This window comes from Arthrobacter globiformis (genome assembly GCF_030818015.1).
Classification (GTDB): domain Bacteria; phylum Actinomycetota; class Actinomycetes; order Actinomycetales; family Micrococcaceae; genus Arthrobacter; species Arthrobacter globiformis_C.
Genome location: NZ_JAUSZX010000001.1, coordinates 4,662,532 through 4,678,090, shown reverse-complemented (window position 1 = coordinate 4,678,090; position 15,559 = coordinate 4,662,532). Strand labels below are relative to the sequence as shown.

12 protein-coding genes are annotated in these 15,559 nt (G+C 61.4%); 5 read left to right on the top strand and 7 right to left on the bottom strand.

All coding sequences use genetic code 11. From position 1 onward, the window contains the following. The 4 genes from QFZ23_RS21860 to QFZ23_RS21845 all read right to left on the bottom strand — a co-directional run bounded on the left by QFZ23_RS21860 (nt 1) and on the right by QFZ23_RS21845 (nt 5,250). Nucleotides 1–1,056 carry an ABC transporter permease gene (locus QFZ23_RS21860; RefSeq protein ID WP_306926179.1) on the bottom strand — a complete coding sequence of 352 codons (1,056 nt, stop codon included), beginning with the start codon at nt 1,054–1,056 and terminating at the stop codon, nt 1–3. Then, nucleotides 1,053–2,639: a sugar ABC transporter ATP-binding protein gene (locus QFZ23_RS21855; RefSeq protein WP_306926177.1), complete on the bottom strand. Its 1,587-nt coding sequence runs from the start codon at nt 2,637–2,639 to the stop codon at nt 1,053–1,055. The genes QFZ23_RS21860 and QFZ23_RS21855 overlap by 4 nt, the downstream gene beginning before the upstream one ends. Nucleotides 2,640–3,023: 384 nt before the next feature. Further along, a complete protein-coding gene (locus QFZ23_RS21850; RefSeq protein WP_306926175.1) occupies nt 3,024–4,034 on the bottom strand; it encodes an aldose epimerase family protein in 1,011 nt (336 codons plus the stop codon). Between the two features lie 19 nt (nt 4,035–4,053). Further along, complete coding sequence (locus QFZ23_RS21845; protein ID WP_306926173.1) at nt 4,054–5,250, bottom strand: ROK family protein; 1,197 nt, start codon at nt 5,248–5,250, stop codon at nt 4,054–4,056. Between the two features lie 216 nt (nt 5,251–5,466). Here QFZ23_RS21845 and QFZ23_RS21840 point away from each other — a divergent pair, with 216 nt between their 5' ends. The 3 genes from QFZ23_RS21840 to QFZ23_RS21830 all read left to right on the top strand — a co-directional run bounded on the left by QFZ23_RS21840 (nt 5,467) and on the right by QFZ23_RS21830 (nt 9,354). Further along, nucleotides 5,467–6,543 (top strand): Gfo/Idh/MocA family protein, encoded by a 1,077-nt coding sequence (locus QFZ23_RS21840; protein WP_306926171.1) that lies wholly within the window; start codon nt 5,467–5,469, stop codon nt 6,541–6,543. A 136-nt stretch (nt 6,544–6,679) separates the two neighbouring features. Beyond that, entirely contained in the window at nt 6,680–7,867 is a 1,188-nt protein-coding gene (gene xylA / locus QFZ23_RS21835) for a xylose isomerase (RefSeq protein WP_306926169.1), read from the top strand. A gap of 74 nt (nt 7,868–7,941) precedes the next feature. Beyond that, nucleotides 7,942–9,354: a xylulokinase gene (locus tag QFZ23_RS21830; protein ID WP_306926168.1), complete on the top strand. Its 1,413-nt coding sequence runs from the start codon at nt 7,942–7,944 to the stop codon at nt 9,352–9,354. Between the two features lie 530 nt (nt 9,355–9,884). On the opposite strand, the gene QFZ23_RS21825 is transcribed toward QFZ23_RS21830, so the two are convergent. Beyond that, nucleotides 9,885–10,880: a LacI family DNA-binding transcriptional regulator gene (locus QFZ23_RS21825; protein ID WP_306926166.1), complete on the bottom strand. Its 996-nt coding sequence runs from the start codon at nt 10,878–10,880 to the stop codon at nt 9,885–9,887. A 138-nt stretch (nt 10,881–11,018) separates the two neighbouring features. On the opposite strand from QFZ23_RS21825, the gene QFZ23_RS21820 reads away from it, so the two are divergent. Continuing rightward, nucleotides 11,019–11,951 carry a nucleoside hydrolase gene (locus QFZ23_RS21820; protein ID WP_306926163.1) on the top strand — a complete coding sequence of 311 codons (933 nt, stop codon included), beginning with the start codon at nt 11,019–11,021 and terminating at the stop codon, nt 11,949–11,951. A gap of 55 nt (nt 11,952–12,006) precedes the next feature. On the opposite strand, the gene QFZ23_RS21815 is transcribed toward QFZ23_RS21820, so the two are convergent. Beyond that, complete coding sequence (locus tag QFZ23_RS21815; RefSeq protein WP_306926162.1) at nt 12,007–13,116, bottom strand: M20 family metallopeptidase; 1,110 nt, start codon at nt 13,114–13,116, stop codon at nt 12,007–12,009. Then, the gene (locus QFZ23_RS21810) at nt 13,113–14,132 is read right to left on the bottom strand and encodes a LacI family DNA-binding transcriptional regulator (protein WP_306926161.1); all 1,020 of its coding nucleotides are present in this window, start codon (nt 14,130–14,132) and stop codon (nt 13,113–13,115) included. The genes QFZ23_RS21815 and QFZ23_RS21810 overlap by 4 nt, the downstream gene beginning before the upstream one ends. Nucleotides 14,133–14,535: 403 nt before the next feature. On the opposite strand from QFZ23_RS21810, the gene QFZ23_RS21805 reads away from it, so the two are divergent. Next, nucleotides 14,536–15,555: a substrate-binding domain-containing protein gene (locus QFZ23_RS21805; RefSeq protein WP_306926159.1), complete on the top strand. Its 1,020-nt coding sequence runs from the start codon at nt 14,536–14,538 to the stop codon at nt 15,553–15,555. Nucleotides 15,556–15,559: the final 4 nt, after the last annotated feature.

The window sequence follows — 15,559 nt, the reverse complement described above, 5'->3', positions numbered from 1 at the left end:
TCAGTCCTGCTTCCCGGTGCTGAGCAAGTGGTTTTCGCGGTCGCTCTTGGTTGTTGGGGGCGGCGTTGACGATGTTCTGCCACCGCGCCTTCTGATGCTGCTGAGCGCGAACTGCTGGATCCGGCGATCAAAGACGACGCCCGCGACGATGCACAGGCCGGTGACGATGCTGAAGTAGACCGGGTCCACGCCGTTGAGCCGCAGCCCTTGCTGCAGGCTGGCGAGCATGAGCCCGCCGGCGACTGCAGCCCAGACTGAGCCCCTGCCGCCGGCGAGGCTGACACCGCCGAGGACTGCGCCGGCGATCGCAACGAATTCGTAGCCATTGCCGAGGAATGCCTGGACGGCTCCGAGACGGGATGCGAGGAGAACCCCGGCGGCGCCTGCGAGCAGGCCCGAAAGGACGAAGGTTTCGAGCCTGACGCGGTTGACGTTCACTCCTGCGACGTTGGCCGCTGATGCGCCGATGCCGATGGCGAAGATGCGCCGGCCGAAGATTGTCTTGATGAGGAAGAACTGCATGAGCACGAAGAGGATCGCAGCGATCCAGAAGGCATTGGGAATGCCGAGCAGGTTCCCGTACACGATCTCGGAGAAGCCGGGAGTCGTGACTCCCTGCAGCGGAACCTGCTCCGTGAGCACGATGAGCAGTCCGCCGGCGATGTTCAGTGTGGCCAGGGTGACGATGAAGTCGTTGATGCCGAAACGGGTGATCATGAGCCCGTTGAAGAGGCCGAAGACCAGCCCCGTGCCGACGCCGACGAGAACTGCGATCCATGTGGGGGCGCCCGAGACCAGTGTCCACATGGTTGTGCCGGCGCTGAGCCCGGCCACAGTACCAACAGAGAGATCGATGCCGCCGCCGACGATGACGATGGAAACGCCCACGGTAAGGAGCAGGATGGGGATTGCGTTGTTAATGTAATCGCGCACGCTTCCGGGAGTCAGGAACACTGGCGACATGATCTGGAAGACGATGACAACGATCACAAGGGCGATAGCGATGGGGACGCCGGTAGTGGAAAGGACGCGGGAGGTGGTCCGCTGGAAGTTCATGATTCGGTCCTGCCTGCAGACATCGCGAGGATGCGGTTCTTAACGGCTTCAAACTGCCCCGAGACCAGCGCGTGCTGAACTTGGTCGACCGAGCCCACGAGGCGGCCCTTTTTCATGACCACGACGCGGTGGCTGAGTTCGACGAGTTCGGCGATTTCGGAGGCGATGACGATGGCGGCGCCGCCGTTGGCGACGAATTCACGGATGAGGTTGTGGACCTCGACCTTCGCGGACACGTCGATCCCTTGGGTCGGCTCATCGAAAATCAACAGGTCCGGGTTCGTGTTGAGGCAACGGGCGACAATGGCCTTTTGCTGGTTCCCGCCGCTGAGGTTGCGGATTTTCTCCCTGACGTCCGCCGTCTTGATACCAAGCCGCCGACGATAGTTTTCGGCCTGGGCGACTTCGTCCCTGTTTTTCAGAACGAACCCGAGCTGCGAGACACGGCCGAGGCTTGAGATGGAAATGTTCTCCGCAACCGACAGCTCGGGCAGGATGCCCAGCTGTTTCCGGTCTTCGGGGAGCATCGCCAGACCCTTCCGGTAGGCGGCGCTCGATTCGGAGAACCGGACTGCTTCGCCTCTCAGGTGCACTGTTCCGCTGCTGATCTTGTCGATGCCCATAATGGCCCGGGCAAGCTCGGTGCGGCCCGCGCCCGCCAGGCCGGAAATACCCAGGATTTCTCCCTTGTGGACAGTAAGTGAGATGTCGCGAAGGATGTAGCTGCGGTTGACGTCGGTGAGGCGGAGCACTTCTTCGCGGGACTCTTCTGCCTCCGTCACGGCCGGCGCAGTGGCCATGGAGCCGAACTCCCCTGCTGCGATACCGAACATCATGGCCAGCAGATCGTCAACGCTGGTGTCGGACACGTTCACGGTGCCCACACTCCGGCCGTCCCTGAACACGGTCGCTGTATCGGCGAGCCCGTACAGCTCCTCCAGATGGTGGGTGACCCAGACCAGGGAGACACCCTTGTCGCGCAGGCGGCGCATATGTTCGAACAGGTTGAGGCGCTCCTCTTCTTCCAACCCCGAGGTCGGCTCGTCCAGGATGAGAAGACGCGTGTCGAATGCCAGGGCCTTGACGATTTCCACGACGCGCTTCTTCAGGGCGCCGAACTCGCCGACCGGAAGCTTCAGATCTTCCCCGGATAGACCGAATTCCGCGGCAAGGTCACGGACGCGTTCCTCCATCCGGCGACGGTCCAGCCTCATGTTCAAGCCGATGAAGCGTGCGTTGACCTCTCTGCCGAGGAAGATGTTGTCCAGGGTAGTCAGCGCGGGGACCAGGGAGAGTTCCTGATGGATGGTGTTGATGCCGCTGCCCAAGGCATCGCTCGGACGGCGAAGCTCAAGCGGAGCGCCTGAGAGGGTGATCGTTCCGGCGTCTGGCGGGGTCAGTCCCGACAGGATATTGATGAGGGTCGATTTGCCGGCGCCGTTGCCGCCGAGCAGCGCATGGATTTCGGCCGGACGAACCTGCAGTCCGACGCTATCCAGGGCAGTAACGCCGGCATAGTGTTTGCTGATTCCATCGGCGTCCAGCAGGAATCCATCAGCAGCCGGGGCTGGGCGTTCAGTCACGCGATCGCTCCTTCTCATCGTTGAAAGTGGCGGTGGTAGAAGATCCCCAGAAGTGACCTGAATCACTAAGTGCCAATATAGTGGTTTCAAACAACAAAAAGCAATAGTCGCTTTCTGGATGCTTATTTTGGGGGACCCTTTTACCGCGCGGACAGGCGGCTCGCCTGCTCACTACCTTGGTTCACGGGAACTTTTGGAGCCTTCGGGGCCGGCCGGTGGCGCGTTCGGCGTCAAACATGCGCTGCTCTGACGCATCTCCTGCCGTGCGCTCAGCCGCAGAAGCAGTTGCTTCGTGCAATATGTTTTGACAAACGACGGTCAGCAACTTGCCTGTCAGCAGCTGTTCAAGGCCGGAAGGTCGGGGCGGGCACCGGCAGCCGAGAGTTAACGGGTGCGGAATTTGTAACAGATCACGTGCCGGTACTCCTGGGCTGCCGGCACGACGATGGAGGGAAGGCCGGGAAGCGCGGGAGAGTCGGGGACTTTTTGGGGTTCGAGGCACAATGCATGGCCCGCGGCGAAACTCACCCCGTTCCGCCCCTGGAGCGCCGGCAGCCGGTTGGCGCTGTAGACCTGAAGGGCTGGCTCCGTGGTGAACAGTTCAACGCTTCGACCGCTGTCTGGGTCATAGAGAATGGCGGCTCGCCTGAGACTGCCGTCGCTGTCGTCCAACAGGTAAGTGTGGTCCAGTCCCGGCCAAGGTTCACCGCCACCCTCCGGGAGGGCGTCGCCGATGCGTCGTTGCTGCCGGTAGTCCAGCGCCGTCCCCGGCACCGGCACCAGCGAGCCGGTGGGTATCAGATCCGCGCTGGTCGCCAACGTGTTGTGCGCCTGGATCATCAGCTGGTGTCCGGTGATGGGAACGTTGCCGCCCGCCAGATTCCAGTAGGTGTGGTTTGTCAGATTTACGGGAGTGGTCCGGTCGCAGGTCGCTGTCAGGACGACCCGCAGCTCATTGTCCTCCGACAGTGCGTATTCAGCGCGCGCATGCAGAGTACCGGGATAGCCTTCCTCCCCGTGCGGACTGACGTACTCGAAGATTACGCCAGCTCCAAGGCTGGGGTGACTTGCTGCCACAGACCATTCCACGCGGTCGAAGCTTCGGTGCCGGCCGCCGTGCAGGTGGTTGTCTCCCTCGTTGGGATCAAGCTGTAAATCCAGGCCGCCGGAAAGGAAGTGGCCGCCGGCGACGCGTCCGGCCACCCGGCCGATCGTGGAGCCAAGGTACAGGTTCGCATGCTGTTCGTATGGCGCCAGTCCGTCAAATCCGAGGACTACGTTCTCTACCAGCCCGTTCCTGTCCGGGAGGTTGAGTTCAACGAGACGCGCTCCGAAGCTGCTGAGTGTCATGGCGAGTCCATGGCCATTAGATACAGTGATTTCGTCAGGACCCATGGCACGCCTTTCTCAGGTGCTAAAGGGACTTCTCCAGCAGGGGCCGGGGTTCCGCGTTCAGGACTCCCGCCGGGTCGGCCAGGAGCGCCGCGAAGGCCAACTCCGCCGCACCCACCATGAGCAGGTCCGTTCCGAGCTTTGGCCGGCAAATGGTCACATCATTCCAGGCCGCTGGCAAGGCCTCGTGCGTGACGGCGTTGTGGAGGCGGTCCGGGTCGGTGGCGTAAAGGGACCCGAGAAAGCCGCCGAGGATGATCAGCCGGGGGTTGAGGATGTTAATCGCGCTTCCCAGGGCAATGCCGAGGAAATCGAGCTGGCGGTTCACTTCTGAGCGGACAGCCAGGGATTTGGCGGCAAACAGGGCCCGTTCAAGTTCTTCAGTGTCTGCGGACACCAGGCCAAGGACTTCCAACAGTGCTTCCCTGGTCACTTCGGACTCAAGGGTGCCGTGTGCGCCGGCGGTATCGGTCCGGCCATTGCTGCGTACCCGCATGTGTCCCAGTTCTCCCGCGTACCCGCTGGCACCGCCCAGGGCGACGCCGCCTGAGATAACTCCGCCGCCAACACCGCTGGCACCGCCGTTAAGGTAAATCATGTCGTCGATCCCGCGCCCTGCCCCGAAAGTCCTTTCCGCGAGGGCGCCAAGGCTCGCGTCATTCGCAGCTGATGTGGGGAAACCGGTGGCCTCGGTGAGCATCTCGGTCAGCGGTTCATCTTTCCACCCAAGATGCGGGGCCAGCCGGACGCGGCCGCTTTCCTGGGAGACGAGCCCTGGCACTGCGACTCCAACGCCTACAATCCGGTTCTCAGAGTTCATCCCCGCGCTGATCGCTTCAATGATGGCTGAGGTGATATTGACAGCTTCCCTTACCGTGGGCGGCTTCTCTGTTGCATACCGGATGCGGTTCAACACTGTGCCCCCCAGGCCGACCACGCCCACGGTAACGGCGTCAACTTCAGGGTTCACCGCAATCGCCACAGTGCTTGCGGCCGTGCGGACCACGGAGCTCGGGCGACCGACCTGGCTGGTGGCTTCCGGCAGGGCTTCGAAGACGAGCTGAAGATCAATAAGCTCCCCGACCAAGGCAGCAATGGTCGATCTGTTCAGGCCTGTGCGGCGGGTAAGTTCCGCGCGCGGAACACTTCCTGCATGGTGCACAAGGGTAAGAATCGTGGAGAGGTTGTGCTGGCGGACGCTGTCCAGATTGTTGCCCATCCTCGTTGCCCCGCGCGGCGGTTCCTGGCTGGGCGAAGTGCCCTTACTGACCGGCAATGCATTCTCCAACCTCATCGTGCGTCCAACCCCTCAAGAAGGACACCGTCCATCTAAGAGTGAGCGGTGCGGACCGCAAAGTCCACTCCGCATCTGGGATCGCTAATCCTAATATGTGGTTAGCTTGAACAAATTGCCTTTCCAACCTATCCTTCCAGTATGACCTACATCACAGCCGGCCCTTCGAATGGCGGTCCTATCCGCACAGGCGTCGTCGGATACGGCCTTGCAGGTAAAGTCTTTCATTGCCCGTTCATTGAAGCTAGCCCCGAATTCTCGCTGGATTTCATTGCAACAAATGACCCCGAACGCAGACGCCAGGCGAGCCGTGACTACCCTCGTGCCGCCATTGTTGCTGATGCCAACGAACTCCTGAAGCATGTGGCCGACCTTGATCTCGTGGTGCTGGCCAGTCCTCCCGGCGCACACCTCGAGCAAGGATCGGCTTTCCTCGACAAAGGTGTGGGAGTGGTCGTGGACAAGCCCTTCGCCGCTTCGGTGACTGAGGCGGAGGAACTGATCAGTAAAGCGGAAGAGGTGCAACGTCCCCTGGCCGTGTTTCAGAACCGCCGCTGGGACGGCGACTTCCTCACCGTGAAGAAGATCCTCGCCGCAGGGGAGCTGGGTGAGGTGTACCAGTTCGAATCCAGCTTTGAACACTGGGCGCCAAAGACCGAGTCCAGGTGGCAGGACGTCACGCCTGCAGCCCTGGGCGGCGGGGTGGCCTATGACCTGGGAAGCCACCTGATCGATCAGGCCCTGGTCCTTTTCGGGCCGGTGTCCGCCGTACGGGCAGACCTTCGAACCGTCCGGGAAGGCGGCGGAAATGACGATGCCAGCTACATCGAATTAACCCATGAATCCGGGGTGCGCTCCCGCTTGTGGATGAGCAGGGTCGGCGCCCAGCCCGGTCCCCGGTTCCGTGTTCTCGGCACAGCAGGAGCGTACGTTTCCTACGGCTTGGACGGCCAGGAACCCGCTTTGGCCGCCGGCATCCTGCCCACTGATGAACGTTACGGAACGGAGCCCGCAGAGACATGGGGAACGCTGGGTGTCTCCGCCCCCGGATATCCGGCACCCTCAAAGGTTCCCACCGAACGGGGAAATTACCCGGCCTTCTACCGGGGGGTCGCTGCTGCCGTGCAGGGGACAGGGCCCGTACCGGTCGAACCGCATGAGGCCCTCGAAGTCGTCAAGATCCTGGAACGCATCCACAGCGAGCCGCAGCAGCCCTGAAACGCAGCCGCCCACGGCCGCCCGCCTCTGGCGGAGGCGCCAAAGACCGTCACGGTGCCGGGGCCCAGGACCCGTCGCCGACTCTTCGCCCATGCGAAAAACACTCAACACCAACTAGCCCAAAGAGGTGCTAATCATGGCAGTACAACCAACCCCCGAAGACCGTTTCACCTTCGGCCTGTGGACCGTCGGCTGGACGGGGGGAGACCCGTTCGGCGTTCCCACCCGGGCAGCCCTTGACCCGCTGGAAGCAGTACGCAAACTCGCAGAGATCGGCGCCTACGGCATCACCTTCCATGACAACGACCTCATACCGTTCGAGACCACCGCCGCGGAACGCGAGCTCATCCTGAAGAACTTCAAAGCAGCCCTCACCGAAACGGGACTCAAGGTCCCCATGGTCACCACGAACCTGTTCAGCCACCCGGTCTTCAAGGACGGGGGATTCACATCCAACGATCGCTCGGTCCGCCGCTACGCGCTGGCGAAGGTCTTGACGAATATCGACCTGGCCGCCGAATTGGGCGCCGAAACGTTCGTCATGTGGGGCGGCCGCGAAGGCAGCGAATACGACGGATCCAAGGACCTCTCGGCTGCCCTTGACCGGATGAAGGAAGGCGTCGACACGGCAGCTGGTTACATCAAAGAAAAAGGATACGGTCTCAGGATCGCCCTCGAGCCCAAGCCGAACGAACCCCGCGGCGACATCTTCCTTCCCACCGTCGGCCATGGCCTGGCCTTCATCGCCCAGCTCGAACATGGCGACATCGTAGGGCTGAATCCGGAAACTGGGCACGAGCAGATGGCAGGTCTGAACTTCACCCACGGCATCGCCCAGGCGCTGTGGGCTGGAAAGCTCTTCCACATCGACCTCAACGGCCAGCGCGGCATCAAGTACGACCAGGACCTGGTGTTCGGCCACGGCGACCTCACCAGCGCATTCTTCACAGTCGACCTGCTCGAGAACGGCTTCCCCAACGAGGGACCGCGGTACGAAGGTCCGCGGCACTTCGACTACAAGCCCTCACGCACGGACGGATATGACGGAGTGTGGGATTCAGCCAAAGCCAACATGTCCATGTACCTGATGCTGAAGGAGCGCGCCCTGGCATTCAGGGCAGACCCCGAAGTGCAGGAAGCACTCCGAACGTCCGGCGTCTTCGAACTCGGTGAGCCAACGCTCTCAGCAGGGGAAACCCCCGCTGAGCTGCTCGCGGACCGCTCGGCGTTCACAGAGTTTGATGCCGGAAAGGCCGCGGAGCGCTCGTTCGCCTTCATCCGGCTCAACCAGCTGGCCATGGAGCATCTGATGGGTGCGCGATAGCCCACGGATCCCCTCGCCGCCGGGCACGGTATCCGTGCCCGGCGGCAAACCCCACAAGCAGAGGAGATCAGCCAATGTCCTTGGTAGCCGGTGTGGACAGCTCCACCCAGTCCTGCAAGGTGGTCATCCGCGATGCCCACAGCGGTGCCCTGGTTCGCCGAGGTTCAGCGCGGCACCCGGAGGGGACCGAGGTCGACCCTGAAGTCTGGTGGTCCGCCCTTCAGGAAGCCATCACTTCCAGTGGCGGCCTTGATGACGTCGCAGCCGTTTCGGTGGCCGGACAGCAACACGGCATGGTCTGCCTCGACGCCGATGGACACGTCATCCGGCCCGCGCTTCTATGGAACGACACCCGGTCGGCCAGCGCGGCTCAGGCACTCATAACGGAAGCAGAACCAGACGGGGCCAGCTACTGGGCGACGCACACCGGGACCGTTCCTGTTGCCTCTCTCACCGCGACAAAGCTGCGTTGGCTTGCTGAAAACGAACCGGACAACGCCAGTCGCACCGCAGCTGTCTGCCTGCCGCACGACTGGCTGAGCTGGAGGTTGGCCGGCTACGGGCCAGGCTCTGGCGCTGCCGGCCTCGATGCCCTCCGTACCGACCGTTCCGACGCATCAGGCACAGGCTACTGGTCCCCCTCAACCGGGAGTTACCTGCCCGAGGTACTGGAACGGACGCTCGGCCACGTGCCCGTCCTCCCCAGGGTGCTCGGTCACCTGCAGTCCGAGTATAAAACGCCTTCCGGCGCGCTCATCGGCCCCGGGGCCGGGGATAACGCAGGAGCAGCCCTCGGCGTGAATGCCGGAATTGGTGACGTCATTGTCTCAGTAGGCACGTCCGGCACCGTGTTCGCAGTGTCGGCCGCTCCGACAGCAGACCCCGCAGGCCTGGTAGCTGGCTTCGCCGACGCCACCGGGAACTTCCTTCCCCTGGTATGCACGCTGAACGCCTCAAGAATCCTCGATGCAACAGCACGCATCCTTTCCGTTACTTTGCCGGAACTATCTAAACTGGCGCTGGCTGCGCCCGTGGGCGCAGGAGGGCTTGTGCTCGTTCCCTATTTCGAGGGTGAACGGACGCCGAACCTCCCGGACGCCACCGGTTCCCTCCACGGAATCACCCTCGCCAATTTCAACCCACCCAGCCTCGCCCGTGCATCCTTCGAAGGGATCGCGTGCTCCCTGGCCGACGGGCTCGCCGCGCTCACCGGTATGGGGGTCACCGCGCAGCGCATCATCTTCATCGGTGGCGGTGCGCGCTCTGAAACGCTGCAACAAGTCACCGCGGGCGTCTTTGGGATGCCCGTCGCAATTCCCGAACCCGGCGAATACGTCGCCGACGGAGCAGCGCGACAAGCCGCCGGAGTACTCCTTGGCAAATTTCCCGACTGGTCACTCGGGGCGGCCAAGAAGATCACCACTGAAGCTACGCCGGAAGTACTCAAACGCTACCGGGCCGCTGCCAACCTTGCCGCCATTGCCTGAGCAACACGACTCACTCATTCTCCGTGGTCCACTGACCTTGAATCCGGCGCGCATTCTCCGTGAACAGCCGCTGCCGCAACTTTCTCTGCGAAACCCGCGAAACCGTCGTCGCAACCGTACGCTTTGTTAGAGCGTGGAGCCGGACTGCACGCCCCCGGCGAGCTCTAAGGCGCCATATGCACGCATCGCACCCAAGTTTTTCCAGGTCGTCGGACAGCCGGGCCGCGCTTTTGATCGCATTCCACTGACGGGGGGTCATGGCGGCGATCATGATTTGCCGGGAAGAGAGAACAACATGGCCATCAATGCAGGGCCCCGGCACAGCCACCCGTGGAGAATCCTGGCTAAACGCCGATAGTGGAGAGATTCCGTCAACCTAGCAGGGCTTCTGATGTCAGTTTGGGGTGTACTTGAAAACTGGCGGCACGGCACACTGCCAATGGGGCCTCTCCCTATGGCTTGATGATGAACGGTATCTCTGTGCACCAAAGCTTGATCAGGAAGAGGCCCTGTTACAGGGCAATCTAACTCTAAGCGGACTCGCGTACTACCAGCGTTGGCGCGATTCTCGAGTCCCGAGTCGGTTCGTTCGCATCCGCAATCCGTGTAGTCAGGAAGGCTGCGGCGTCTCGCGCAATCGCGGCGAGCGGCTGCGTCACGGTCGTTAGGGGTGGCTCGAAAACTCCAGAGAGGGAGGTCCCATCGAAGCCTGTCACCAACAGGTCATCCGGAATGCGGACGCCCGAGCGTATCAAGGTGGACATGATCCCAAACGCTATTAGATCAGATCCCGCCACAACGGCGTCTGGCAAAGTTTTGCGCCGTAGTAGCTCCTCGCCGGCCCGTCGCCCCGATTCGATGCTGAAATCGCCAATGATGTGCTCCTGAACGTCCAAGGGCAGTTCACGTGTAATTTGTTCGAAGGCTACTCGTCGGCTTCGGCCTGCAGAGTTTGCATTGTCCGATGAGGCCAGAACAACGCTTTTGGTACCTCGGTGCACCATGTGGTCAAGAATCAGTTGCATGCCGATGAAGTTGTCCACGCCGACGAAATCACCTGAAAGTCGACCAACCTTCCGGTCGACTTGCACCACCGGAACCGAGCGGGCGGCTTTTCGAATAGCTGGGATTGATCGATCGTGGTCCTGCGAGACGATGAGGATTCCATCAACACGGCGCCCGACGAGGGTTTCTAGGCGCCGCGCTTCTTGAGCGACGTCGCCGTGCGAATCCGCAATGATGAGTTCTCGGCCGGAGAGTTGCAGCTCGGCTTCGACCGCGTCCACAAGTTCGGCGAAGAAAGGGTTGCCGATCACTGGGACGATCATGCCGACCGTACGCGTTATCCCCTCTCGCATCGCGCGGGCGATGGGATCGACAGAATAGCCAAGCTTCTTCGCCGCCGTCATCACTATCTCAGTGGTCTCGCGTGACACGCGGTCTTTGCCCGCTAGGGCACGTGAAGCGGTTGCGATCGAGACGCCCGCTTCATTCGCGACATCCTGCAGCTTTACTATCTGGTCCATCGTTCCGCCAATCCTTCATCTGCGTAAACATTATCGCAGAATAGAGACTTGGGGAGCGCCAATGGCGTTCATTCCTTGACATCCCAAAAGCTTAATGGCGTAATCGATTACGCAACCCACGGAAACCAAGGAGAGAACATGCCCATCCCCGTCATTATCGATTGCGATCCTGGACACGACGATGTCTTTGCGATCTGGCTTGCTGCGGGCAACCCGAGGATTGATCTGAAGGCAATCACCACCGTTGGGGGGAATGGGTATCTGAAATACACAACACTGAACGCACGGATCGCGCTTACGGTGGGCGGAATTGAGGGAGTTCCGATTGCGGCTGGCGCGGACAAGCCGCTGGTGCGTGAACTCCAGCCCGCAGAGCATATCCACGGCGAAAACGCGCTCGGTGGTCCGGTTCTGCCAGAGCCCACGGTCCCGCTGGATCCGCGCACTGCGGTCGACCTAATCGTCGACGTTCTCAACGAATCGGACGAGCCCGTCGTGCTCGTTCCCACCGGCCCGCTCACCAACATCGCCTTGCTTGTCCGCACCCATCCCGAGGTGCTGCCAAAAATTAAGGAGATCGTCTGGATGGGCGGCTCTACAACACGCGGAAACCATACGCCCTATGCAGAGTTCAATGCATGGGTTGATCCCGAAGCAGTCGATGTCGTGCTCAAGACCGGTCTGAAGTTCACGATGGTCGGCCTTAACATCACTCACCAGGCCCTGATCACCCAGGAGGTCATCGACCGGATCGATGCGATTGGCAACGAAACCTCGAAGTTTGGCGTCGAACTCCTCAAGTTCTTCTGCTCGAACTACGATGCGTGGCAGGACATGCCAGAAGGTCCCCTTCACGATCCGGTTACCATTGCGCTTCTGGCGCTTCCGGAGGTCGTAGAGAGTGTGGAAAGCCACTTGGACGTCGAACTCAGCGGCGTATTTACGGCGGGAGCTACAAGCGTAGACCTTTTTGACATGCTCAAGCAGAAGCACAACGTCACCGTGCCGATCAAACTCCATGCAGACAAATTCTGGGACCTGATCGTTGATGCTGTAGGCGCACTGCGCTAACCGCATCGATCAGCTGTGGTGCAGCTGAGATGCCGGCGGCGTTGAGTCTTGCGGGTTAATAGCGAGCCTCCGTGGATGCCTTCTGCTCCGTCTGCCATGTTTGAACTGCCCCTCGGAAATTTTGTGTGGCGGTTTCCAAGGATTGGATCGGAAGGTGTTCGTTGAGGGCGTGCATCTGGGAAGGGACGCCTGGCCCCCAGACCACGATCGGAGTGTCGGGTAGGGATTGGGACAGGATGGAGCCGTCAGTGAAGTATGGGGCCGGTTTATCGGATACTTCTGCGGGGAGCGCCTGTAGCCAGGGGTTCGCTGGATCCGTGCGGAGAGCCGGAAGGCGAAGAACAATGTCTACTGATGCGAGTCCGGTCTGGTCCTGCCACCAGTCGAGCAGGTGGTCTCCGGTGTTGACCGTCCTCATGTCGATTGTGGCTGAGGCTTCGGCCGGGACGATGTTGGGTGCTGTTCCGGAGCTGATCATTCCAAGATTCCAGGTTTCGCTTCCCAGTCGTTCGTCCGCTAGAAGCGGCAGTTGTGTCCGCGCCCGTTCGAGGACTGAGGTGAGTTTCAGGGCAGCGTTTTCGCCGCGCTCTGGAGTGCTGCCGTGGGCGGCTCGTCCTGATGACTTGGCTTCTAACCACAGGGCACCCCGGTGGCCGGTGATGATCTTGTTTTCCGTGGCCTCGGGGATGATTACTGCTCCGATGTCCAGATCTGTGAGGGACGCTGATGCGTCGGGGGCGCCGAGGGACCCGATTTCCTCGTCGCTCGTCATCAGCAGGGCCACGGGTTTTCCGTGGCTGGCTGCCTGCAGGAGAGCGCTGGCGGCGGCCACGAGGCCGCCCTTCATATCGACAGTGCCGCGTCCGTAGATGACTCCGTCCCTGGTGATGGGGGAGAAGGGAGGGTGGTCCCAGACGTTCTCGTTTCCAACGGGGACGGTGTCAACGTGACAGGCGAAAAGGAGGTAGGGACCGGTCGCCTCGGTTCGCACGAGCGTCCATGGGAAGCTGGCGGCAGGAGAGGTGGAAACGGTGAAGCGGCTGTCCTGTTCGAGAAGCGTGGTCGCCACGTGTGCCTGCAGGTGCCGTTGCGCCTCCGTCCGGCCGGACGTCGTATCAATGGCGACGAGTTCATGGAGCAGATCGATGAGGGCTTTTTGGTTCATGCTGTGTCTCCTTCAATATCTGCTGCTTTGCTGCTCTCACGCACTACGAGGGTGGGGGACAAGGCCAGCTGCACGGAGGCGTGGTCCTGTTCGGTCTGTGATGCCCGGAGGATGTCTACCGCGTGCTTTGCGATTGCTTTGAGTGGTTGGCGGACGGTGGTGAGGCGGGGCGTGCAGAGGTTGGCGAATTCGATGTCATCAAAACCAGTGATGATCAGGTCCTTCGGGACCGAGATCTTCTCCGAGTGGCAGGCCTGGAGCGCACCGACGGCAATGACGTCAGCGGCGCAAACCAAGGCATCGGGAAGCGGGCCGGAGTCGATGAGCTGCTTCAATGATTCCCGTCCGCAGACGACGCTGTACCTACCCAGGAAGATGTGCTCCTTGGCGACCTCGATGCCGGCAGATGTGGCATACGCGAGGAAGGAGTCCAAGCGGATGCGTGAGGAGGAGTCGTTTTCCTTGGAACCGATGAAGGCTGCTGAGGACACGCCCAGGGAGGACAAATGGTCCACGATCAGCCGCATGGCTGTTTCATCGTTGATCCCGACCCAATCAGCGTCGAGCCCGTCGATGCGCTGGTCAACCTGTACGACAGGGACGGAACGGGAGGCTGCCTGCACAGCTGCAAAGCTGGAGGTCGCGTCCACGGGGCAGACGATCAGTCCGTCGACTCTCCTGGCGATCAGGGAGGTGAGCGCATCCCGCTCCCGCGACGGATCTTGGCGGGAGTTGCACAGCAGCAGCTGGATACCGTTCAAGTGGAGGACTTCTTCGACTTCCTGCACCAAATCAGTCATGAACGGGTTGGCGATTTCAGGAATCACCATTCCCACGGCGTTGGTACGCGAGCTGCGCAGCGCGCTGGCCACGGTGTTGCCTGAGTAGCCCAGCTTTTCCGCCGCAGTCGTCACCGCGCGGCGCAGCTCAGGCGAGACAATCCCCGTTCCGCTCAGGGCGCGGGAAACGGTCGCCGTGGAGACGCCGGCATGCTCGGCCACGGTCTTGATCGTCACCTTCGACAAGGGTTCCCCTCCATCAGCCTCAGCCTCAAACTCCGGACTTGATTGTAATCGTATTCATCATTTCACGCCGACAGGAGGATGGAAAGTTCGCCTTTCCTTTAAGGCTTGCGACATCGCAAAATCCCCGGGTTTCCGGCGTTCTCGACACCCTAGACAGGCGTTGTTGGTTAATATTTCCCGGAGCTATTGACAGTCCTCAGTGACGACCGTAACGTCTTTTCCACGACCATAAAGTAATCGATTACAAACCCGGTTCACTGGTCTGGAGGCCCGGACGCCGACTATCCGGCACATGTTTCAGGCACACCGACCCCGAGGGGGGACGGAGATGTGCGGCTTTACTCTTCCAGCCCTCGCATACGCCCAGGGCCCCCTATCCACATAGGAGAAGTTCATGTACAAGAAAATCGGTGCTGTGCTTGCCGCAGCCGTTGTTATGACCGGAGTTGCGGCCTGCGAGGCCCGGCCGACGTCCTCAGCCCCGGCCGGGAACAACCTTGCTGCCTCCGCGGAAATCCCCGGTCCCGAGAACGTGCCCTCGGCCTGCCCCGCCCCCGGTGGAGGAAAGCTGCAAATCGGACTGGTAACGCCGAACCTGCAGGCACTGTTCTTCAACCAGGTCAGCACCGGCGCCAAGACCGTCGCCGACCAGGCGGGTGTGGACCTTCAGGTCGTCAGCGCCAACGACGACGCTATCCAGCAGAGCAGTGCTGTAGACAACCTCGTAGCGAAAAAGGTCCAGGCCATCATCGTCGCTGCCATCGACACTGAGGGCATCAAGCCCGCCGTCCAGCGGGCAGCCAAGGCCGGTGTGAAGGTCGTTGCCGTGGATGCCATCGTTGCCGACCCGGCTGTATCCACCCAGGTCGGCACCTCCAACGCCGAATCCGGCCGGCAAATGGGTGACTTCCTGGCCAAGCTGGCCAACAACACCGGCAAGGTAGGCATCGTCGGCGCGCTGAACTCCACGATCCAACTGGAACGGCAGAAGGGGTTCGTTGATGCCATCAAGGCCAAGGGCATGACAGAAGGCACCGTTGTGGACGGCAAGAACGTCCAGGAGTCCGCGCAGTCAGCGGCCGAGAACCTGCTGACCTCAAGCCCTGACCTGAAATATGTCTATGCCACAGGCGAACCGGCTCTTATAGGCCTTGTCGCCGGCGTTAACAACCAGAAAGCGCAGTCGCGGATCAACGTAGTGGGCTGGGACCTGTCCGAGTCCGCGATGGACGGACTGAAGGCCGGCTTCGTGAAGGGTGTTGTGCAGCAGAACACCTTCAAGTTTGGCTACGAGTCCATGGGCGCGGCCATTAAGGCCAGCTGCGGCCAAACAGTGGAGAAGAACATCCCGGTTCCGACGCAGATCGTCACCCCGGAGAACGTCGACAGTTTCGCCTACTACCTGAAGAAGTAGCAAT